We start from the raw sequence: 19809 nt of genomic DNA, 5'->3' as shown, positions 1-19809 counted from the left end.
ACGGAGCCGCGAGCCCGGTGGACCGGACGCGCTCCCTCGCCGAGGCAACTGCAGAAGTCTAGGCGCGGGTCGCGCCGGCTGCCCAATCCGCGTGCCGCCCCGGGTACCCGTCAGGCACCGCGGCCGCCCGGGTTGAGGGTCACGGTCGGCGGGTAGGCACCACCCAGCGGGCGTCCGGCCGTGATCCCCCGCCCAGCCGCTCGAGGTGCCACCCGGGCCCTGCTCGTGAGGAGGCGTCGTGTCCGACCGACCGGTCTTCGCACGCGTCGCCGTCCCGGTCGCGCTCGTCACGGTCGCGGTCCTCATCGCCCAGCTCGGCTACGAGTTCACCGTCCCGGAGCACGGCGCCGCGCGCGACGCCGAGCGGCACACGACGCTGCCGCTGGTGCTGCGCTGGGGCGGTGCCGCGCTCGTGTCGCTGGCCTCGCTCGCCCTGCTGCCGGCTGCCCGCCGCGATCGCGCCGAGGCCACGGCGGGCGATGACCGCCTGGTCGGCAGCTACTGGGCCTTCGGGCTGGTGATGGTCGTCCTGGGCGCCGCGACCGGGGCCGCGCCCGCCATGCTCGTCGCCACCGCCTGCCTGGTGCTGCTGAGCGCCTGGCGTGCCGCCGCCGGCCCCGCCGACCTGGCCCGGAGCGTCCAGGCGCTGGCGTTCGCCGTGGTCGCCGTCCACGCGCTCGCCCTCGGCGTACGCCTCCTGATCGGCACCTACCTGCGCTGGCAGCACGGCTTCGCGCCGCAGGCCGAGGTCGCGCAGATCCGCGAGGACTGGCACGTCGCACTGGTCCAGGACGTCTTCGTGCTGATCGCGTTCCTCAGCACCCTGGCGCTGCCACTGCTGCTGTGGCGCCACCGCGACCAGCTGCCGGCGGCCCGCGGGCAGCTCTCCTGGGCCTGTGTGGGCGTCGCCGTCGTGGCCGTCGCCGCGCTCGACCACCTGGGTGCGCTGGTCGCCCTGGGGTGCCTGCTCGCCGTGCGCTCCGCGCGGCGCCGGACGCACGAGGACGCCACCGCCTGAGTGGCGATGGCGTCCTGGTGACGGTGCGGGTGGGCCGCTGGGCTCAGGCGTGGCCGTCGAACATCGAGGTCACCGAGCCGTCGTTGAAGACCTCGCGGATCGCGCGGGCGACCAGCGGGGCGATCGAGAGCACGGTCAGCTTGTCGAAGCGGCGCTCCTCGGCGATCGGGAGCGTGTTGGTGACCACGACCTCGATGGCCGGGCTGTTCTTGAGCCGGTCCACGGCCGGGTCGGAGAGGATCGCGTGGGTGGCGGCGATGATGACGCCCGCCGCGCCCTCCTTCATGAGGGCCTCGGCGGCCTTCACGATCGTGCCGCCGGTGTCGATCATGTCGTCGGTCAGCACGCACATGCGGCCGGCGACCTCACCGACCACGCGGTTGGCGACCGTCTCGTTCGGGCGGTCGGTGCGGCGCGTCTTGTGGATGAACGCCAGCGGCGCGCCGCCCAGCTTGGCCGACCAGCGCTCGGCGACCTTGATCCGGCCGGCGTCCGGGGAGACCACGCACAGCTGCTCGCTGCTGTACTTGGACAGGACGTACTCGGTGAGCAGCGGCAGCGCCATCAGGTGGTCGACGGGACCGTCGAAGTAGCCCTGGATCTGGTCGGCGTGCAGGTCGACCGAGATCAGCCGGTCCGCGCCCGCGGTCTTGAACAGGTCCGCGATCAGCCGCGCGGAGATCGGCTCGCGGCCACGGTGCTTCTTGTCCTGGCGGGAGTAGCCGTAGAACGGCATCACCACGGTGATCCGCTTGGCCGAGGCGCGCTTGAGCGCGTCGACCATGATCAGGTGCTCCATGATCCACTCGTTGATCGGAGCCTTGTGGCTCTGGATCACGAAGGCGTCGCACCCGCGGACGGACTCCTCGTAGCGGACGTAGATCTCGGAGTTCGCGAACTCGTACGCCGAGGTGGGCACGAGGTCGGTGCCGAGGATCCCGGCGACCTCCTCGGCCAGCTCGGGGTGTGCCCGACCACTGAAGACCATCAGGTTCTTCTCGGTGGTCTTCTTCATTCCGGTCACAAGTGACTCCTGGATCGCCGGGAGGGGATGGGAACGATTGTGCCCCGCCAAGATGAACGGCCTCAAAACCCGGTCCGCGTCTGAGACGTCACGTGTGAGCCGGCTCTCGCGGCGGACGCCGCGCGCCGGCTACTCCGGCTGCTGCCCGTCGGTCTCCCCCGCCGCCTCCGCGGCCTCGCGTGCGGCCCGGGCGGCCTCGGCCTGCGCGGTGCCGGCGCGCCGGCGCTCGACCCAGCCCTCGATGCTGCGCTGCTCCCCGGCGCTCACGGCCAGGGCGCCCGGCGCCACGTCGCGTCGTACGACGGTGCCGGCGCCGGTCGCCGCGCCGTCGCCGATCTCGACTGGGGCGACGAAGGTGTTGTTCGAGCCGGTGCGGGCGTGGCGGCCGACCTTGGTGCGGTGCTTGTTGACCCCGTCGTAGTTCGCGACGATGGTGCCCGCCCCGATGTTGGTGCCCTCGCCGATCTCGGCGTCACCGATGTAGGACAGGTGCGGCACCTTGGCGCCGGCGGCGATCTCGACGTTCTTGGTCTCCACGAACGTGCCGATCTTGCCGCCGTCACCCAGCTCGGTGCCGGGGCGCAGGTAGGAGAACGGCCCGACGTTGGCCCCGGCGCCCACGACGGCGAGCTCGCCGTGGGTGCGCACCACCCGGGCGCCCTCCCCCACCTCGCAGTCCTTCAGCGTCGTGTCCGGGCCGACCACGGCGTCCTCGGCCACGGCGGTCGTCCCCAGCAGCTGGGTCCCCGGCAGCAGTGTGACGTCGCGGGCGAGCACCACGTCGGCGTCGACCCAGGTCGTGGCGGGGTCCATCACCGTGACGCCCTCGCGCATCCAGCGGGTCAGGATCCGGCGGTTCATCTCCCGGCCCAGGTCGGCGAGCTGCACCCGGTCGTTGGCGCCCTCGGTCTGGAGCACGTCGTCGATCACGAGCGCCCCGACGGCGAGGCCGTCCTCGCGCGCGATGTTCACGGTGTCGGTGAGGTAGTACTCGCCCTTGGCGTTGTCGTGGGAGATCCGCGGCAGCGCGGAGAGCAGGAACTCGGCGTCGAAGGCCAGGATCCCGGAGTTGATCTCGGCGATCTCCCGCTGCTGCGGCGTCGCGTCCTTCTCCTCCACGATCGCCACGACCTCCCCTTCGTCGTCGCGCACGACGCGGCCGTAGCCGAACGGCTGGGGCACCACGGCGCTGAGGATGCTGACCGCACGCTGGGCGGCCTCGTGCTCCTCGGCCAGGGCGCGCAGCGACTCGCCCTCGAGCAGCGGGGTGTCGCCGTAGGCCACCAGCACGGTGCCCTCGAGCGTGCCCTCGGACGCGAGCAGCGCCTCGACCGCGACGCGGACGGCGTGGCCGGTGCCGGCCTGCTCCTCCTGCACGGCGAGGAGGGCCTGCGGCATCAGCTCCTGCACGTGCGGTCCGACGACCTCACGCTGGTGCCCGACGACCGTCACCACCCGGTCCGCACCGGATCCGGCGACCGCAGTCAGCACGTGACCGATCATGCTCCGCCCACAGATGGGGTGGAGCACCTTCATCGTCTTGGACTTCATGCGGGTGCCTCCACCCGCGGCCAGCACGATGACTGTCAGTTCACGACTCATGCTCCCCGGGTAGGAGTCGAACCTACGTCGCTAGTCCTGATTCAAAGTCAGGCGGGCCCTGCCGGCAGACCAACCGGGGAATGTCCCTCGCGGGAGCTGTTCCCTGTGCGGACATCGACCGATCTTGCAGAGGATCTCCGTCAGGGGACTGCCACACCTTAGTTGCTCGCCCTACGCTCGCACCCGTGGACCTGCCCGTGATGCCGCCCGTCCAGCCGATGCTCGCCAAGTCCGTGTCCGGGCTGCCCGCCCCCGATGCGCACGGTGGTCTGCTCTTCGAGCCCAAGTGGGACGGCTTCCGCTGCCTGGTCTTCCGCGACGGTGACGAGGTCGAGCTGGCCTCGCGCAACACCAAGCCGCTGACCCGCTACTTCCCCGAGGTCGTCGCCGCGGTCAAGGAGCAGCTGCCAGAGCGCTGCGTCGTCGACGGCGAGATCTTCGTGGCCCTGCCCGCCGAGGGCGGCGGCAGCCGGCTGGCCTTCGAGTCGCTCCAGGAGCGCATCCACCCCGCCGCCTCACGGGTCGCGCTGCTGGCCGAGGAGACGCCGGCGGGGTTCGTGGCCTTCGACCTGCTCGCGCTGGGCGAGGAGTCGCTGATGGCGCGCCCGTTCGCCGAGCGGCGCGCGGCGCTCGAGGACGCGCTGGCCCACCTGGCCGGGCAGCACGGGCCCTGCTTCCTCACCCGGACCACGGTCGACGGCGACGAGGCGCAGCGCTGGTTCACCGAGTTCGAGGGCGCCGGCCTCGACGGGGTCGTCGCCAAGCCGCTCGACGCGCCGTACCGGCCGAACGTGCGCACGATGCTCAAGGTCAAGCACGAGCGCACCGCCGACGTGGTGGTCGCCGGCTACCGCGAGCACAAGACCTCCACCCCGCAGCGCCCGCTGCTCGGCAGCCTGCTGCTCGGGCTGTACGACGCCGGCGGCCACCTCCAGCACATCGGGGTCAGCGCGAGCTTCACCGCCGCCCGGCGTGCCGAGCTGATCGAGGAGCTGGCGCCGCTCGTGGTCCCGCTGGAGGAGCACCCGTGGGGCCACTGGGCGCAGGCGCTGACCGCGAACCCCGATCGGGTACCGGGGACGCAGAGCAGATGGAGCGCCGGCAAGGACCTCGGCTTCGTCCCGCTGCGACCCGCACGAGTCCTGGAGGTGAAGTACGACCACATGGAGGGATCGCGACTTCGCCACACTGCCCAGTTCAAGCGCTGGCGGCCCGACCGGGACCCGCTCTCGTGCGGGTACGACCAGCTGGAGGAACCCGCCGGCTACGACCTCACCACGATCCTGACCAGCACACCGGAAGGCACCTGATGACCGAGCAGACCCCGTCCACGCCCCCCGGCGACCGGCGCAACGACCGGATCGACGACGGCATCGGCACCTACGACGTCGTCCTCCTCGTCGAGCAGACGCTCTCGGCCAGCGACGCCGCGCAGGTCCACTCGCTGCACGACACCATCGCCGACCAGGTCGTCTACCACGTGCTGCTGCCGCTCGAGGACGCCGCGTCACGCATCGAGGCCTCGCTGGGGACCATGGGCGCCGGCGACATGATGGGGTCGCCCGCGATGGCGATGGAGGACATCGACCTCGACGCGGTCCGCGAGGACTGCCGCGACCGCGCCGGCGAGTCGCTCCAGCACACGCTCAGCGCCCTGCGCGCCACCGGCGCCGAGGCGGTCGGCGAGGTGACCGCGGCGCCGCCGGTCGACGCGCTCGCGGCCAAGGTCAAGGCGGTCGACGCCGCCGAGGCGATCATCCTGACCCGCCCGCACCTGGTCGCGGAGTTCTTCCACGTCGACTGGTCCTCGCGGGCGCGGCGCCGCATCGGCGTACCCGTCCTGCACCTGCTCGAGCGCGAGACCTTCGACGAGCAGGCCGGCGGCGGCGAGGGCGTCACCGGCGTGTGAGCGGCTGTCTGTTACCCGACGCTGGATGCTCTGTGGATCTTCTGTGGACCTCGCCTCCCTAGTGTTTCGGGCACAGACAGGCAGCACCTCGTGAGGCCTGTCGGACCGGCGGCCCCTGGGGGGAGCCCGCCAGTCCATGAACGAAGGAACGGCCCGCACCGCGCGTCTGGGGGGAGGCGCGGGCGGGCCCTTCCTCATTTCCGCGAGTCGGCCCCTGCGGTTGCTTGAGTCGACTCAGTCCTCGCGCCGCTGCCCGTCCTCGGTCCAGTGCTCCGCGACCTTCTTGCTCGGCTGCACCCGCGGCGGCTCGCCGGGCATCTTCGGGTAGTCCGGCGGATAGGGAAGCTCGACCGCCCCCTGTTCCTCCCACAGCTCCAGCAGCGGGGTGAGGTCGTGGTGCACCTCGTCGATCTGCGCCCACGGGTCGCCGTGCTCGGCCAGCCGCTGCGGCACCGTCAGCAGGTTGAGCCCGCGCGGGTCGGTGAGCTCGGCCAACTCCTCCCACTCCAGCGGGGTGGAGACCGGGGCGCCGGGCAGCGGGCGCAGCGAGTACGCCGAGGCCATGGTGCGGTCGCGGTTGTTCTGGTTGTAGTCCACGAAGATCCGCTCGCCGCGCTCCTCCTTCCACCACGCGGTGGTGACGCCCGGGTCGCGCTTCTCCAGCTCGCGACCGAACGCGATCGCAGCGTGGCGCACGTCGACGAACTCCCAGCGCGGCTCGATGCGCACGAAGACGTGCACGCCGCGGTTGCCGGAGGTCTTGGCGAACCCGCGCATGCCGAGCTCCTCGAGCAGCGCGCGTGCCTGCCCCGCCACCCGTACGGCGTCGGTGAACGACGTGCCCGACTGCGGGTCGAGGTCGATGCGCAGCTCGTCGGGGCGGTCGACGTCGTCGCGGCGTACCGGCCAGGGGTGGAAGGTCAGCGTGCCCATGTGGGCGCACCAGACCGGGACCGCGATCTCGTCGGGGCAGATCTCCTCCGCCGTCCGCCCGGAGGGGAAGCGCACCTCGACGGTGCGCACGTAGTCGGGGGCGCCCTTCGGCACCCGCTTCTGGTAGAACGCCTCGGCGTCGTTGTCGCGGGGCCCGGTCGCCAGCCGCATCCCCTCGCGCACGCCGCTGGGCCAGCGCTCCAGCGCCGTCGGCCGGTCGCGCAGGGCGCACATCAGGCCGTCCCCGACGCTCGCGACGTACTCGGCGACCATCAGCTTGGTGATGTCGGGCGTGGTGTCGGTGGCCTCGTAGATCACCCGGTCCGGGGAGGACACCCGGACCGTGCGCTCCCCCGCCCTGACCTCGCCCGCCGCCGTCTTCGCCATGGCGACACGCTAGCGGCCGCCGGGGCGTCCGGGGCGCGCGAAACCCAGAGGCGGCACCGGCTCCTCGCTGCGTATCTTGGACGCCCGTGAGCGCCCACGACGACCTGACCTTCTCCGACCTCGACCCGCACGACGAGGCCCCGCGGGCCACCGAGCTGATCACCGGCTGGATCAAGGCCGCGACCCGCGGGTTCCACGCGCCGCGGATGGACGACACCGCGCGCGCCCTGTGGCTGGAGGGCTGCCGCGCCGACGACGCGGTGCTGCGCGGCGCCTGGCCGGCGCGTCCCGTCGTCGGGCCCGACACCGTCCCGGTCGCGACGTTCGCCGCCTTCGACAAGGAGCTGAACGTCGGGGGCGGGCGCCTGCTCGCGCTGCGGATGATCACCGACGTCACGGTCAGCCCGACCCACCGCCGCCGCGGCCTGCTGCGCCGGATGATGACCGAGGACCTGCGCGACGCCGCCGCCCGGGGGCTTCCGGTCGCGGCGCTGACCGCCACCGAGGGCTCCATCTACGGCCGCTTCGGCTTCGGCGCGGCGACCTGGCACCAGCGGGTCATGGTCGACACCGACGCCCGCTTCGCCCTGCGCGACCCGCTGGGCCGCGGGTCGGTCGAGCTCGTGGACCCGACCGACGCCTGGCCGGTGATCAGCGCGGTCTACGCGCAGCACCTCGCCCGGGTGCGCGGCGCCGTGGGCCGCCCCCACGACTACGAGCCGATGCTCACCGCCCGCTACGACTGGGAGGAGCGCGGACCGGACCGCAAGATGTGGACCGCGGTCCACCTCGACGCGAGCGGTACGCCGGACGGCTACGTCTGCTACGGCTCGGCCGGGGACGTCGAGGGCCGTCCCACCCTCCAGGTCAGCGACCTCGTGGCGCTGACGCCGGACGCGCACCTGCGGCTGTGGCGCTTCCTCGCCGACGTCGACCTCGCCGACCAGGTCAAGCACCGCACCGCGCTCGACGACCCGCTGCGCTGGGCGCTGGTCGAGCCGCGCGTCGTGCGCACCACCGGCCTGGGCGACATGCTCTGGGTCCGCCTGCTCGACCTCCCGACCGCGCTCACCGCCCGGCCCTGGTACGCCGACGGCGAGCTCGTGCTCGACGTGGACGACCCGCTGGGCCACATCGCCGGGCGCTGGCGGGTCCGCACCCGGGGCGGGGAGGCGCGGGTCGAGGCCGCGCCGGACGACGCCGCGCCGGCGGTCCGGATGGGCGCCGACACCCTCGGCGCCGCCTACCTCGGCGGGGTGTCCGTGCCGACGCTGCACGCCGCCGGGCGGATCACCGGTCCCGCTGAGGCCGTCGAGACGCTGGCCGCGATGGCCGACGGCGGCCCCGCGCCGTACTGCGCGACGAGCTTCTGAGCGCGCCTCACTCCCCGGTCGGGCCGCCGGCCACCTCGACGGCGACGTCGAGGTGGCCGACGTGCCGGGCGTACTCCTGGAGCAGGTGGAACACGATCCAGCGCAGGTCGGGAAGCTGCTCCCCGGTCTCCGCGCCGAAGCGGCCACCGGTGCCGGCACGGGTCTCCAGCGGAGTCGTGGCGAGCAGCTCCTCGGTGCGCGCGGCGGTCGCGCGCAGGTCGGCGGCGACGTCCTCGAGGGTGCGGTGCTCGGGCACGTGCCAGCGGGTCGCGGTGTCGCCCTGCCACCAGTCGCCCCACGGGTCGGCCACCGGCTCGGCGAGGAACCCCCACACGACCCAGCGCCGCTCCACGTGGGCGACGTGGTCGACCAGCTCCAGCGGCGTCCACCCCGAGGGCACGTGCGGGCGGCGCTGCTCGGAGACCGGCAGCGCCGCGCAGCGCTCGAGCAGCGTCGCGCGCAGGAAGCGCAGGTACGCCGCGTGGTGGGCGGCCTCGCCGCCGAGCCCGGGGCGTGGCTCCTCGCGCGTCACCATGCCGGCAGGCTAGCGCCCCTCGGAGGCCCCCGTACGATGCGAGCATGGGCTACGACGTGGAGAAGACCGACGAGGAATGGCGCCAGCAGCTCTCCCCCGAGGAGTACGCCGTGCTGCGCCAGGCGGGCACCGAGCGGGCCTTCACCGGTGAGTACAACGACACCGAGACGACCGGCGTCTACCGCTGCCGCGCCTGCCAGGCCAAGCTGTTCGAGTCGGACACCAAGTTCCACTCCGGCTGCGGCTGGCCGTCGTTCTACCAGCCCGTCACCGACACCATCGAGTACATCGAGGACACCTCCCACGGCATGAAGCGCGTCGAGGTGCGCTGCGCCTCGTGCGGCTCCCACCTCGGCCACGTCTTCCCCGACGGCTACGGAACCCCGACCGGTGACCGCTACTGCATCAACAGCCTGAGCCTGACGCTGGAGCCCGCCGCGGGCGCCGGCGAGCAGCAGTAGCGCGAGGTCCTCGCACGTCGACCGGCCGGGCGGCGGGTTCGGCAGGAAGGCGCCGGGTTCGGGCAGAAAACCGAGTCGCCAACCGGCCCGCTCGGTGCGCACGCTGGTGGGGATACGACCCACGTCGCCGTCCGCGGCCACGGGTCGCCCGACGAGCGCGAAGGACCCCGCCCATGACCACCCTCGACCCGGCCACAACCGCCTCCGCACTGCGCGGAGTCTGCGAGATCCACCTCCCCGGCGATCCCGGGTACGACGCCGCACGGCGCCCCTGGAACCTCAGCGTCGACCAGCGGCCCGCCGCGGTCGCCGTACCGGCCACGACGCAGGAGGTGCAGGACCTGGTCGTGGCGGCCGCGGCCGCCGGCCTCCGGGTCGCGCCGCAGAACGCCGGTCACGGCGCCGCCGCGCTGGCCGCGGACGGGCTGGACGACGTGGTGGTCGTGCGGCTCTCCGGGCTCAGCGACGTGAGCGTCGACCCTGACGCCCGCACGGCCCGCATCGCCGGGGCGACGACGTGGGGCCAGGTCGTCGCGGAGTCCTCGCCGCACGGGCTGACCGCCCTGCACGGCAGCTCCCCGAGCGTCGCCGCGATCGGCTACCTGCTCGGCGGCGGGATCTCCTGCTACGGCCGCACCCACGGGCTCGCGGCCAACTCGCTGCGCGGCATCGACGTCGTCACCGCCGACGGCGCCCTGCGGCACGCCGACGCCACGGAGCACGCCGACCTGTTCTGGGCCCTGCGCGGCGCCGGCGCCAACCTGGGCGTCGTGGTGGCGGCCGAGATCGACCTGATCGCCCAGCCCGACGCGCACGCCGGGATGATGATGTGGGACCGCGAGCACGCGCCGGCCGTGGTGGCCACGTGGGCGAGCTGGACCCGCGATCTCCCGGAGTCCGTGACGAGCTCGTTGCGCATCATGGCCTTCCCGCCCGCGCCCGAGCTCCCGCCCTTCCTGAGCGGGCGCGACCTGGTGGTCGTCGACGGCGTCACGCTGGAGGACGACGACGAGGCCACCGGGCTGCTGGAGCCGCTGCGCGCGCTCGAGCCCGAGCTCGACACCTTCGCCCGGATCCCGGCGCTGGGGGTGCTCGACGTCCACATGGACCCGCCCGAGCCGGTACCGGGCATCGGCGACCACGCGATGCTGGGGCCGCTGGAGGACGACGCGGTCGCGGCGTTCCTCGGCGTGCTCGGGCCCGGTACGCGCTCCGGGGTCACCATCGCCGAGCTGCGCCACCTCGGCGGCGCGCTCGCCCGCCCGCACGCGGCCGGCGGCGCGCTGTCGGCGGTGCCCGGCGACTACGCGCTGCTCTGCCTCGCGATGGCACCCGACGCCGAGGCGGCCGCCGCCGGCCGGGCCGCCGCGGCGGACGTCATACGCGCGATGGCGCCGTGGACGCTGCCCACCCGGATCCCGACGTTCACCGAGGCCCGCTCGGACCCCGCCACGATGTTCGACGCCGCGGCCCGGGAGCGGCTCACCGGGGTGCGCGACACGTTCGACCCGCAACGCCGGCTGGTGGCCAACCACCCGGTGGCGGCCGAGCGGCCCTGACGCCGGCCGGTCACGCAGGCGCCAGGGCCGGCGTCAGGTCGGCCGTCAGGGCAGGCGCGCGACCAGGTCGCCGACGGGGGCCAGGGAGCCGGTGTAGAACGGCACCTCCTCGCGCACGTGGCGGCGGGCGTCGGAGCCGCGCAGGTGACGCATCAGGTCCACGATCCGGTAGAGCTCGTCGGCCTCGAAGGCGAGCATCCACTCGTAGTCGCCCAGCGCGAACGACGCCACGGTGTTGGCACGCACGTCGGCGTAGTCGCGGGCCATCTTGCCGTGCTCGGCGAGCATGCGGCGACGCTCCTCGTCGGGCAGCAGGTACCACTCGTAGGAGCGCACGAACGGGTAGACGCACACGTGCGCCTTGGGCTCCTCGTTGTTGAGGAACGCCGGGACGTGGCTCTTGTTGAACTCCGCCGGGCGGTGCAGCGCCATCTGCGACCACACCGGCTCGAGGCGGCGCCCGAAGCGGGTGCGGCGGAAGCGGTGGTAGGCCGCCTGGAGCTCCTCCGACGTCGTCGCGTGGGTCCACACCATGACGTCGGCATCCGCGCGCAGGCCGGACACGTCGTAGGTGCCGCGCACGACCACGTCGGCCTCGGCGAGGTCGGCGAAGAGCTTCTCGACCTCGGCCGCCTCCCCGGCCCGGTCGGCATCCTCGCCCAGCACGTCGCGCAGCCGGAAGACCGACCACATCGTGTAGCGGATGGAGTCGTTGATCTCGCGGACGCGGGCGGCGTTGGACTTGGTCTCGCTCATGCCCCCATTGTCACCAACGCGCCCAGCGCGCCTCGCCCGGCCCCGGTCAGCCCGCGGCGGACTCCGCCGACGACTCCGCCGGCACCCCGGGCGGCACCAGCCGCGCGACCGCGGTGCGTGCGGAGGCGATCACGGCCGGGATGCCCACCCCGTCGTACGCCGCTCCGCAGACCGCCAGCCCGGGCACCCGCTCGACCGCAGCGCGGATCCGGGCGACGCGCTCGACGTGGCCCAGCGCGTACTGCGGCAGGCCGCCGCCCCACCGCTGCACGTGCGCGTCGACGGGGGTGGCGGCGAAGCCGGTCGCCTCGGCCAGGTCGGCCAGCGACCAGGCGATGAGCTCCTCGTCGCTCGCCTGGAGCGCGGCCTCCTCGCGGTGACGGCCCAGCGAGGTGCGCAGGTGGACCAGCGGCTCCTCGGCGGCGGCGCCGGCGCGGCGCACCCAGCCCCACTTGGCGAAGGAGAACGTCGAGGCCTTGATCCGCCGCCCGTCCACGGGCGGCACCAGGAATCCCGAGGACCCGGTGGCCTCGAGCGCGGCGGCGTCGGCGGCGCGGAAGGCCAGGCTGACCACGGCCATCGAGGCGTACTCGATGCCGGCGAGGTCGGCGGCGGCCGTCGGGGCCAGGTCGGCGAGCAGCCGCGCGGTCGGCGCGGCGGGCGTCGCGAGCACCACCGCGTCCACGTCGAGCGCCACCGGTGCGGTCGTCGGCCCGGTCACCAGCCGCAGGCCGTCCTCGGTACGCTCCAGCGCCCGCACCGTCGTGGACAGCCGTACGTCGAGCGACGCGGCGAGCGTCTCGGGCAGCCGGCCCATGCCGCCGGGCAGCCCGGCGAAGACCGGGGTGTCCCGGTCGCTGGGCAGCGCGGCGCCGAGCTCGAGCAGGGAGCCGCGCTGGGCCAGGGAGACCAGCTGCGGGACCGCCGCCCGGGCGGAGATCAGCCGCGCGTGGCCGGCGTACACGCCGCCGAGCAGCGGCTCGACGAGCCGGTCCACGACCTCGTCGCCGAGGCGGCGCGCGACCAGGTCGCCGACGGTGACGTCCTCGTCGAGGACCTCGGGCGGCAGCGTCGGCTCGCGGCGGACCCGGGCCAGCCCCTCGGGGCTCAGCACGCCGGAGGCGGCCAGCTGGTCGAGGTCGAGCGGCACGCCCATCAGCGAGCGCGGCAGCTGCCGCAGCGCGCCACGGGTCCAGATCCGCGAGGACACGACGGCGGGGTGCTCGACCTCGAGGTCGAGGGAGCGGGCCAGCTCGAAGCCCTCGGGGCGGCGGTGCAGCATCGCCTCGGCGCCGACGTCGACGGTGACCCCGGCGACGTCGGTGCGCCGGATCTTGCCGCCGACGCGGTCGGCGGACTCCAGGACCACCACCTCGCACCCGCGGGCGCTGAGGTCGTGGGCTGCGGTGAGACCGGCCAGGCCGGCACCGACGACGGCGACTCGGGTCGGGGAAGGCACGGCCTCAGGCTATGCCCCGGCCCCACCTGCGGCGGGCGGGGCCGGGTGGGTCAGGCGGAGGCCTCGAGGCGGCCGAACCCGCTGCGGTGGAAGACCAGCGGCGAGCCGTCGCCGGTCTCACCGAGGCGTTCCACGGCGTGCACCTGGAGCAGCACGATCGTGTGGTCCCCCGCCTCGACCTCGCGGTAGATCGAGGTGTCGTAGCGCACCAGACCCTCGTCGAGGGTGGCGGCGCCCTCCTCGGTGACGGTGGCCGCGACCCCGGCGAAGCGCTCCTCGACCGGACCGGCCAGCTGGCGGCAGACCGAGCCGTGGTGGTCGGCGAGCACCGTCACGCCCAGGTGGCCGGCGCGGCGCAGATCCGGCCAGGTCATGGAGGTGTTCGCGATCGAGAACGACACCAGCGGCGGCTCCAGGCTCACGGAGGTGAACGAGCTCGCGGCGAGCCCGACGAGCCGCCCGTCGACCTCCGCGGCCACGGCCACGACGCCGCTGGGGAAGATCCCGAACGCCTCGCGCAGCCGCTGGGGGTCGAGGTCCTGGTTGGTGCTCAGCGGGGTGACGCTCATGCGGGTGCTCCTGAGGTGAGGTGGGCGCGGACGCGCGGGCGGGACTCGGCCAGCCAGTCGGCGTACGCCGTGGGGTCGTCGTGGCGCGAGTCGAGGACGTAGAGGCCGCGCACGGGCACGACGGCACCGATCTCGCTGAGCACCGGGCGCAGGGTGAGCTCGGGGGCGAGCGCGTGGGCCGGACCTGCGCCGAGCATCAACGGTACGGCGACGCCCTGCAGGCTCCCCTCCCCGCTCGCGGCGAAGCGGTCGAGGAACAGCTTGAGCAGCCCCGTGTACGTCGCCTTGTACGTCGGGCTCGCGACCACGACCAGCTCCGCGGCGCCCACCTGTCGCACCAGCGAGCCGACCTCCGGGTCGGCCCAGTCGAGCAGGCCCGGACCGACGGCGCCGAGGTCGACGACCAGGTCCGGCTCGGCGCCGCTGAGCTCGCGCGCCACGTGGGTCGCCGCCGCCAGGGTGCGGCTGCCGGGTCGGGGGTTGCCGACGACGACGGCGACGCGCGCGCTCACGACGCGGCCGCGGCGCCGCCGAACGGCACCGACGCGGGGCCCGCGACCGGCGGGGCGGGGTGCTCCCAGAGGCCGCGCCGGGCCAGCTCGGGCAGGACGCCCTCGCCGAACCAGTAGGACTCCTCCAGGTGCGGGTAGCCGGAGAGGACGAACTCCTCGATGCCGACCTCGGCGTACTTCTCGACCAGGTCGGCGATCTCGCTGTGGCTGCCGACCATCGCGGTGCCGGCGCCGCCGCGCACCAGGCCGACGCCGGCCCAGAGGTTCGGGAAGACCTCGAGGCCGTCCTTGCTGCCCTTGTTGAGCTCGAGCATGCGGCGCTGTCCGACCGAGCCGCTGCGCGCGAGCCCGGCCTGGATGCGGGCGATCTCGTCCTCGGAGATCCCGGAGAGCATCCGGTCCGCCTCGGCCCAGGCCGCCTCGGAGGTGTCGCGGGCGATGGTGTGCAGGCGGATGCCGAACCTGACCTCGCGGCCCTCCGCGGCGGCGAGCTCGCGGATCCAGGCGATCTTCTCCGCGACCGCGGCCGGCGGCTCGCCCCAGGTCAGGTAGACGTCGGCGTACTTGGCTGCGACGGTGCCGGCCGCCGGCGAGGAGCCGCCGAAGTAGACCTTCGGCACCGGGCCGGGGATCTGGGTGAGCACGGCGTCCTCGACGCGGTGGTGCTTGCCCTCGAAGGTGACCTTCTCCCCCGCCCACAGCGCCTTGACGATGTGCAGGAACTCCCCGGCGGACTCGTAGCGCTCGTCCTTGGTGGAGAAGTCGCCGAACATCCGCTGCTCATGGTCCTCGCCGCCGACGACGACGTTGAGCAGCAGCCGGCCGCCGGAGAGGTTCTGGAAGGAGCCGGCCATCTGCGCGGCCAGGAACGGCGCGATGAGGCCGGGACGGAAGGCGACGAGGAACTTCAGCCGCTCGGAGAGGCTGCTGATCATCGCGGTGGTCACCCAGGCGTCCTCGCACCAGGCGCCGGTCGGGGTCAGCGCGGCCTCGAAGCCGAGCTGCTCGGCGCTGCGCGCGATCTGTCCCAGGTAGGGGATGCTCGCCGGCCGGCCGGCGGCGGTCGCGGCGACGCCGTGGCCGCCGCCGACGATGGCGCGGCCGTCTCCGCCGTTGGTGGGGAGGAACCAGTGGAACTTCAGCGTGCTCATCGTCTGCCTTTCAGCGGCGGGATGCGTGGGTGGTGCCTCGTGCGAGCTCGGGGTCGACGACAGGATCACCTTTGTCCACTAAACCAGTAGATATTAAGCAGTTGCAAGGCGGGGGCCATGCACCCGTCCCAGATTCGGGCGAACCGGTGACAGGCAGCGCCTTCCACCTCCCCCCGCGCACCCCTTCCACGCGCTACGATGCCTTATCTTGACTGACTTAATAGACAAGGACAGGACCTCCCGTTGCGCATCGAGCAGCTCGAGTACATCGCAGCAGTCACCCAGTACGGCTCGCTGCGCAAGGCCAGCGAGCGCCTGCACATCTCCCAGCCGGCGCTCAGCGAGGCGGTGAGCAAGCTCGAGCGCGAGCTCGGCGTGACCCTGCTGGACCGCCGCCGCTCCGGCGCCCGGATCAGCCGACAGGGCCGCGACCTGCTGCACCCCATGGTCGAGGTGCTCGAGGCGGTCAGCCGGCTGCGCACCGCCGCCGGGGACCAGACGGCGAGCGCGCGGGCGATCCGCCTCGGCACCGTCAACGCCGCGACCTCCACGGTGCTGCTGCCCGCGGTACGCCGCTTCCACGACACCCACCCGGGCTCGCACGTGGAGATCCTGACCATGCAGCAGGCCGACATCCACGTCGCGCTGGTCGAGGGGTCGCTCGACCTCGGCCTGGTCAACCTGCTCTCCGGGGACGACGTCGCGCCGGACCTGCTCAGCACCGATCTGCTGCACGGCCGCCCGGTCGCCGTCCTGCCCGCCGGCCACCCGCTCACGTCGTACGACGAGGTGACGGCGGAGCAGCTGCGCGGCGAGCAGGTGATCACGATGCGCGCGGGCTACCTGATGCACCGCTTCGCCCACCGGCTCTTCGGGACCGACCTGCCGGCGTCGTGCCACAGCACCGACGGCGCCGAGATGGGCAAGGTGATGGTGGCCGACGGCCTCGGCGTGACGCTGCTGCCGGACTACAGCGTGGTCGGCGACCCGATGGAGCGCGCCGGGCTGATCACCACCCGGCCGATCGCCGGGGACCACACCGGCGTGACCCTGGTGGTGCAGCAGCGGGCGGGCGGGCACGTGCCGCGGGCCGTGCGCGACCTGCACGAGGCGTTCCTCGCCCAGGCCGCGCGCCGGTCCCCGAACGAGGACTACCTGCTCAGGTCGTAGGACTGCACGAACTCGGTCAGCCGGGCCAGCTGGTCGGGGTCGGTGGAGGGGATCACGCCGTGGCCGAGGTTGAAGATGTGGCCGCGCGCGGCCCGGCCCGCCTCGATGACCTGCGCGGCGCGGGCGGTCATCACGTCGGTGGGGGCGAAGACCAGCGTCGGGTCGAGGTTGCCCTGGACGCCGCGGTCGCCGACGAGCGGGATCGCCCGCTCCAGCGGCGTGCGCCAGTCGACGCCGACGACGTCGGCTCCGGCCTCGCCCATCAGGTCGAGCAGGTTGGCGGTGCCCACGCCGAAGTGGATGCGCGGCACCCCGAGCTCGCCGGCCGCGGCCAGCACCCGGGTCGAGTGCGGCATCACGTGCTCGCGGTAGTCGGCCGGGGTGAGCGCGCCGGCCCAGGAGTCGAAGAGCTGGACGGCGGAGGCGCCGGCCTCGACCTGCACGCGCAGGTACGCCGCGGCGATGCCGGAGATCTTGCGCATCAGCGCGTCCCAGACGTCGGGGGCGCCGAACATCATCGCCTTGGTGCGGGCGTGCTCCTTGGAGGGACCGCCCTCGACGAGGTAGGAGGCCACCGTGAACGGCGCGCCCGCGAACCCGATCAGCGGGGTGGCGCCCAGCTCGCCCACGAGACCGCGCACGGCCTGGGTGATGAAGGGGACGTGCTCGGGGGTCAGGTCCGAGATCGCCTCCACGTCGGCCATGGTCCGCACCGGGTTGGCCACGACCGGCCCGACGCCGGGCACGATGTCGAGGTCGACGCCGACGGCCTTGAGCGGGAGCACGATGTCGGAGAAGAAGATCGCGGCGTCCACGCCGTACCGCCGGACCGGCTGGAGGGTGATCTCCACGACCAGCTCGGGGTCCATGCAGGACTCGAGCATGCCGACGCCCTCACGCACCCGCAGGTACTCGGGCAGCGAGCGGCCCGCCTGGCGCATGAACCACACCGGCGTGTGCGGCACCTCCTCGCCGCGCGCGGCCTTGAGGAAGGCGCTGTCGGCGAGCTGCGGAGCCGCTGCCGGAGTGCTCGCGGCGGCGGAGTCGGCGGGGACGGAGGCGGGGGCGGGACGCTGGCTCACGCCACAAGGGTCGCACCCGCCCGGCGTGTTCGCACATCGGTTCGAGGGTCGCGGACCTACGCTGGCCCCATGGTCGCGCGTCAGGAGACGCACCCTGGCCCGGGTGCGCCCAGTCCCCTCGAGTTCCGGGAGGCCGTGGCCAGCATGCGCCGTGCGCGGCTGCGCCCGGAGATCCTCTGCGAGGAGATGCCCGCGCCCCAGCGGATCGCCCCCTACGCCTCCGCCCTCTCTGCCGACGTCACCGTCGACGACGTCGACCTCGGCAGCGGCCGGCTGATCCTGCTGCACGACCCCGCCGGCAACGACGCCTGGGAGGGCACCTTCCGCTGCGTCGCCTACGCCCGCGCCGAGATCGACAACGACCTGAGCACCGACCAGATGCTCGCCGCCGTCGGCTGGTCCTGGCTGACCGAGGCCCTGGACGCTCACGGCGCGACGTACGCCGCCATCTCCGGGACCGTCACCGTCGTCACGACCGCGAGCTTCGGCTCGATGGCCGACGAGGACGGCACCGCCCAGGTCGAGGTCCGCGCCTCCTGGACGCCGCTCGGCGTCGGGCCCGTCGGTCCCAGCCAAGGCCCCGACCTGGCACCGCACGTCGAGGCGTGGGGTGAGCTGATGTGCACCGCCGTCGGCCTGCCGCCGGTGCCCGAGGGTGTCACCGCCATGCCGAGCCGACGGGGCCAGCGGGGCGCAGCGCACTGATGCCGACCCCCGACACCACCCCCGACACCACCCCCGTCGACGAGACCCCCGAGCCGGAGACGCCCGCGACCGACGCGCCGGCAGCCGAGCCGGCCGACGAGACGCCCCCCGCGCCGATGCTCACCCTGCGCGACGGGCTCCCCCCGGTCATCGAGACCGACGCCGCACTCCTGGACTACGTCGCCCGGCTGCGCGAGGGCTCCGGCCCGATCGCGATCGACGCCGAGCGGGCCTCCGGGTACCGCTACTCCGGCCGCGCCTACCTCCTGCAGCTGCGCCGCGAGGGCTCCGGCACCGCACTGGTCGACCCGATCGCACTGTCCACCCTGGCCCCGCTCGCGGAGGTGCTCGACGGTCCCGAGTGGATCCTGCACGCCGCCACCCAGGACCTGCCCTGCCTCGCCGAGATCGGCCTGCGCCCCGCCGCCCTCTTCGACACCGAGCTGGCCGGTCGCCTGCTCGGCCACCCGCGCGTCGGCCTCGCCACCCTGGTGGAGACGGTGCTCGGCCGGCGGCTGAAGAAGGAGCACTCGGCCGTCGACTGGTCCACCCGGCCGCTCCCCCGCCCCTGGCTGGAGTACGCCGCCCTCGACGTCGAGGTCCTCGTCGAGCTGCGCGACGCGCTGGCCGCCGAGCTCGAGGAGAGCGGCAAGGCCGAGTGGGCACGCCAGGAGTTCGAGGCGTTGCTCAGCTTCGAGCAGACTCCCCGCGCCGACGCCTGGCGCCGTGTCTCCGGACTGCACCGCGTGCGCGGGCGCCGCGCGCTCGCCGCCGCCAAGTTGCTGTGGGAGACCCGCGACGAGATCGCCCGGCAGCGCGACGTGACGCCCGGCCGGATCATCCCCGACGCCGCCCTCGTCGCCGCAGCCCAGGCGATGCCGACCGAGCGGGCGGCCCTGCTCGAGACCAAGGGCTTCCACGGCCGTGGCGCCGAGCGCTACTCCGTGCGCTGGATCGCCGCGATCCGCGAGGCCGCCGCCCTGCCCGAGAGCGAGCTCCCGCCCCGTGCCCCGCGCGGCGACGGCCCGCCCACGCCCCGCGCCTGGGCCGACCGCGACCCGGTGGCCGCCCGCCGCCTGGCGATCGCGCGCGAGGAGATGGCCACGCTCGCCGAGACCCACCAGATGCCGGTCGAGAACCTGCTCACCCCCGACTACCTGCGCCGCACCCTGTGGACGCCGCCCGCGTCCCGCGAGCCGGCCGAGCTCGCCTCGCAGGTCGCCCAGGCCCTCCTCGATCTCGGCGCCCGCCAGTGGCAGGCCGACCTCACCGGCCCGGTGATCACCGACGCGATCCTGCGCGCCGACACCGAGCCCGACCCCCAGCCGAGCCCGGAGCCCGCAGAGCCCGACGCCTGAGTCGGCGCCTGACTCGGCGCCAGGTTGGTCGAGCGGGCGTCCGTCGGTCCTGTCATAGGTCCAGGCCGCTGGGAAAGCCCGACGTCAGCTGTCCATCGCTGCTCTGCTCCGCAGCAGATCCGAGACCGGCTCGCCGGCCAAACTGCCCTCGACGGGTACGCGCCGCGGCCGCCTGGCGGATCCGTCCCGGCCATGCCGCTGCCTCGAGCGCCCCATCGCCGGCTACCTCTACCGACGCCTCGGGAG

Annotated in this window: 19 protein-coding genes and 1 tRNA gene; 9 read left to right on the top strand and 11 right to left on the bottom strand. The window is 73.9% G+C overall.

Translation table 11 applies throughout. The annotated features are described in order from the left end of the window. Positions 1-238: 238 nt before the first annotated feature. Positions 239-1018, top strand: a complete 780-nt coding sequence (locus HBO46_RS03555; RefSeq protein WP_166136729.1) for a hypothetical protein — start codon at positions 239-241, stop codon at positions 1016-1018. Between the two features lie 43 nt (positions 1019-1061). On the opposite strand, the gene HBO46_RS03550 is transcribed toward HBO46_RS03555, so the two are convergent. The 3 genes from HBO46_RS03550 to HBO46_RS03540 all read right to left on the bottom strand — a co-directional run bounded on the left by HBO46_RS03550 (position 1062) and on the right by HBO46_RS03540 (position 3724). After that, a complete protein-coding gene (locus tag HBO46_RS03550; protein ID WP_449866940.1) occupies positions 1062-2042 on the bottom strand; it encodes a ribose-phosphate diphosphokinase in 981 nt (326 codons plus the stop codon). Positions 2043-2171: 129 nt separating this feature from the next. Beyond that, positions 2172-3644: a bifunctional UDP-N-acetylglucosamine diphosphorylase/glucosamine-1-phosphate N-acetyltransferase GlmU gene (gene glmU / locus HBO46_RS03545; protein WP_166136732.1), complete on the bottom strand. Its 1473-nt coding sequence runs from the start codon at positions 3642-3644 to the stop codon at positions 2172-2174. A gap of 1 nt (position 3645) precedes the next feature. Then, positions 3646-3724, bottom strand: a tRNA-Gln gene (locus tag HBO46_RS03540). A 105-nt stretch (positions 3725-3829) separates the two neighbouring features. On the opposite strand from HBO46_RS03540, the gene HBO46_RS03535 reads away from it, so the two are divergent. Continuing rightward, on the top strand, positions 3830-4954 hold the full coding sequence (locus HBO46_RS03535; protein ID WP_191480198.1) for an ATP-dependent DNA ligase: 1125 nt from the start codon (positions 3830-3832) through the stop codon (positions 4952-4954). Beyond that, on the top strand, positions 4954-5553 hold the full coding sequence (locus HBO46_RS03530; protein ID WP_207949888.1) for a hypothetical protein: 600 nt from the start codon (positions 4954-4956) through the stop codon (positions 5551-5553). Before HBO46_RS03535 ends, HBO46_RS03530 begins: the two co-directional genes overlap by 1 nt. A 234-nt stretch (positions 5554-5787) precedes the next feature. On the opposite strand, the gene HBO46_RS03525 is transcribed toward HBO46_RS03530, so the two are convergent. Further along, the gene (locus HBO46_RS03525; protein WP_166136735.1) at positions 5788-6873 is read right to left on the bottom strand and encodes a DNA polymerase domain-containing protein; all 1086 of its coding nucleotides are present in this window, start codon (positions 6871-6873) and stop codon (positions 5788-5790) included. An 86-nt stretch (positions 6874-6959) separates the two neighbouring features. Between HBO46_RS03525 and HBO46_RS03520 the strand changes: the two genes are divergently transcribed. Continuing rightward, positions 6960-8246 (top strand): GNAT family N-acetyltransferase, encoded by a 1287-nt coding sequence (locus HBO46_RS03520; RefSeq protein ID WP_166136738.1) that lies wholly within the window; start codon positions 6960-6962, stop codon positions 8244-8246. Positions 8247-8253: 7 nt separating this feature from the next. Here HBO46_RS03520 and HBO46_RS03515 read toward each other — a convergent pair whose 3' ends face one another. Then, the gene (locus tag HBO46_RS03515; protein ID WP_166136741.1) at positions 8254-8781 is read right to left on the bottom strand and encodes a mycothiol transferase; all 528 of its coding nucleotides are present in this window, start codon (positions 8779-8781) and stop codon (positions 8254-8256) included. A 44-nt stretch (positions 8782-8825) separates the two neighbouring features. Here HBO46_RS03515 and msrB point away from each other — a divergent pair, with 44 nt between their 5' ends. Both msrB and HBO46_RS03505 read left to right on the top strand, forming a co-directional pair. Beyond that, a complete protein-coding gene (msrB, locus tag HBO46_RS03510) occupies positions 8826-9242 on the top strand; it encodes a peptide-methionine (R)-S-oxide reductase MsrB (protein WP_166136744.1) in 417 nt (138 codons plus the stop codon). Positions 9243-9415: 173 nt separating this feature from the next. Then, complete coding sequence (locus tag HBO46_RS03505) at positions 9416-10801, top strand: FAD-binding oxidoreductase (RefSeq protein WP_166136747.1); 1386 nt, start codon at positions 9416-9418, stop codon at positions 10799-10801. 45 nt (positions 10802-10846) lie between these two features. On the opposite strand, the gene hemQ is transcribed toward HBO46_RS03505, so the two are convergent. From hemQ to HBO46_RS03480, 5 genes are read right to left on the bottom strand one after another with little or no spacing between them, the layout of a single operon-like run. After that, a complete protein-coding gene (gene hemQ, locus HBO46_RS03500) occupies positions 10847-11557 on the bottom strand; it encodes a hydrogen peroxide-dependent heme synthase (protein WP_166136750.1) in 711 nt (236 codons plus the stop codon). Positions 11558-11603: 46 nt separating this feature from the next. Next, the gene (gene hemG, locus HBO46_RS03495; RefSeq protein ID WP_166136753.1) at positions 11604-13016 is read right to left on the bottom strand and encodes a protoporphyrinogen oxidase; all 1413 of its coding nucleotides are present in this window, start codon (positions 13014-13016) and stop codon (positions 11604-11606) included. Between the two features lie 50 nt (positions 13017-13066). After that, positions 13067-13585 (bottom strand): flavin reductase family protein, encoded by a 519-nt coding sequence (locus tag HBO46_RS03490; protein ID WP_166136756.1) that lies wholly within the window; start codon positions 13583-13585, stop codon positions 13067-13069. After that, a complete protein-coding gene (locus tag HBO46_RS03485) occupies positions 13582-14097 on the bottom strand; it encodes an NAD(P)H-dependent oxidoreductase (protein WP_166136759.1) in 516 nt (171 codons plus the stop codon). Before HBO46_RS03485 ends, HBO46_RS03490 begins: the two co-directional genes overlap by 4 nt. Then, positions 14094-15248, bottom strand: a complete 1155-nt coding sequence (locus tag HBO46_RS03480) for an LLM class flavin-dependent oxidoreductase (RefSeq protein ID WP_166136762.1) — start codon at positions 15246-15248, stop codon at positions 14094-14096. Before HBO46_RS03480 ends, HBO46_RS03485 begins: the two co-directional genes overlap by 4 nt. Positions 15249-15491: 243 nt before the next feature. Between HBO46_RS03480 and HBO46_RS03475 the strand changes: the two genes are divergently transcribed. Beyond that, entirely contained in the window at positions 15492-16418 is a 927-nt protein-coding gene (locus HBO46_RS03475) for a LysR family transcriptional regulator (RefSeq protein ID WP_166136765.1), read from the top strand. On the opposite strand, the gene hemE is transcribed toward HBO46_RS03475, so the two are convergent. Beyond that, complete coding sequence (gene hemE, locus HBO46_RS03470) at positions 16400-17500, bottom strand: uroporphyrinogen decarboxylase (RefSeq protein WP_166136768.1); 1101 nt, start codon at positions 17498-17500, stop codon at positions 16400-16402. The two genes, HBO46_RS03475 and hemE, sit on opposite strands and share 19 nt — an antisense overlap. A gap of 69 nt (positions 17501-17569) precedes the next feature. Between hemE and HBO46_RS03465 the strand changes: the two genes are divergently transcribed. Beyond that, entirely contained in the window at positions 17570-18205 is a 636-nt protein-coding gene (locus tag HBO46_RS03465) for a DUF3000 domain-containing protein (RefSeq protein ID WP_166136771.1), read from the top strand. Then, positions 18205-19563 (top strand): HRDC domain-containing protein, encoded by a 1359-nt coding sequence (locus HBO46_RS03460; RefSeq protein WP_166136774.1) that lies wholly within the window; start codon positions 18205-18207, stop codon positions 19561-19563. Before HBO46_RS03465 ends, HBO46_RS03460 begins: the two co-directional genes overlap by 1 nt. The last annotated feature ends 246 nt before the right edge of the window (positions 19564-19809 follow it).

The sequence above is a fragment of the Nocardioides ochotonae genome, from assembly GCF_011420305.2.
Taxonomy (GTDB): Bacteria; Actinomycetota; Actinomycetes; order Propionibacteriales; family Nocardioidaceae; genus Nocardioides; species Nocardioides ochotonae.
The sequence above is the reverse complement of the archived record's forward strand: the minus strand, read 5'-3'. Positions and strand labels throughout refer to the sequence as shown.

Bases quoted from the DNA above. Each gene is read 5' to 3' on its own strand.
- glmU (WP_166136732.1), bottom strand. From the start codon at position 3,644: ATGAGTCGTGAACTGACAGTCATCGTGCTGGCCGCGGGTGGAGGCACC.
- HBO46_RS03530 (WP_207949888.1), top strand. From the start codon at position 4,954: ATGACCGAGCAGACCCCGTCCACGCCCCCCGGCGACCGGCGCAACGAC.
- HBO46_RS03525 (WP_166136735.1), bottom strand. From the start codon at position 6,873: ATGGCGAAGACGGCGGCGGGCGAGGTCAGGGCGGGGGAGCGCACGGTC.
- HBO46_RS03515 (WP_166136741.1), bottom strand. From the start codon at position 8,781: ATGGTGACGCGCGAGGAGCCACGCCCCGGGCTCGGCGGCGAGGCCGCC.
- msrB (WP_166136744.1), top strand. From the start codon at position 8,826: ATGGGCTACGACGTGGAGAAGACCGACGAGGAATGGCGCCAGCAGCTC.
- HBO46_RS03505 (WP_166136747.1), top strand. From the start codon at position 9,416: ATGACCACCCTCGACCCGGCCACAACCGCCTCCGCACTGCGCGGAGTC.
- hemQ (WP_166136750.1), bottom strand. From the start codon at position 11,557: ATGAGCGAGACCAAGTCCAACGCCGCCCGCGTCCGCGAGATCAACGAC.
- HBO46_RS03490 (WP_166136756.1), bottom strand. From the start codon at position 13,585: ATGAGCGTCACCCCGCTGAGCACCAACCAGGACCTCGACCCCCAGCGG.
- HBO46_RS03480 (WP_166136762.1), bottom strand. From the start codon at position 15,248: ATGAGCACGCTGAAGTTCCACTGGTTCCTCCCCACCAACGGCGGAGAC.
- HBO46_RS03465 (WP_166136771.1), top strand. From the start codon at position 17,570: ATGGTCGCGCGTCAGGAGACGCACCCTGGCCCGGGTGCGCCCAGTCCC.
- HBO46_RS03460 (WP_166136774.1), top strand. From the start codon at position 18,205: ATGCCGACCCCCGACACCACCCCCGACACCACCCCCGTCGACGAGACC.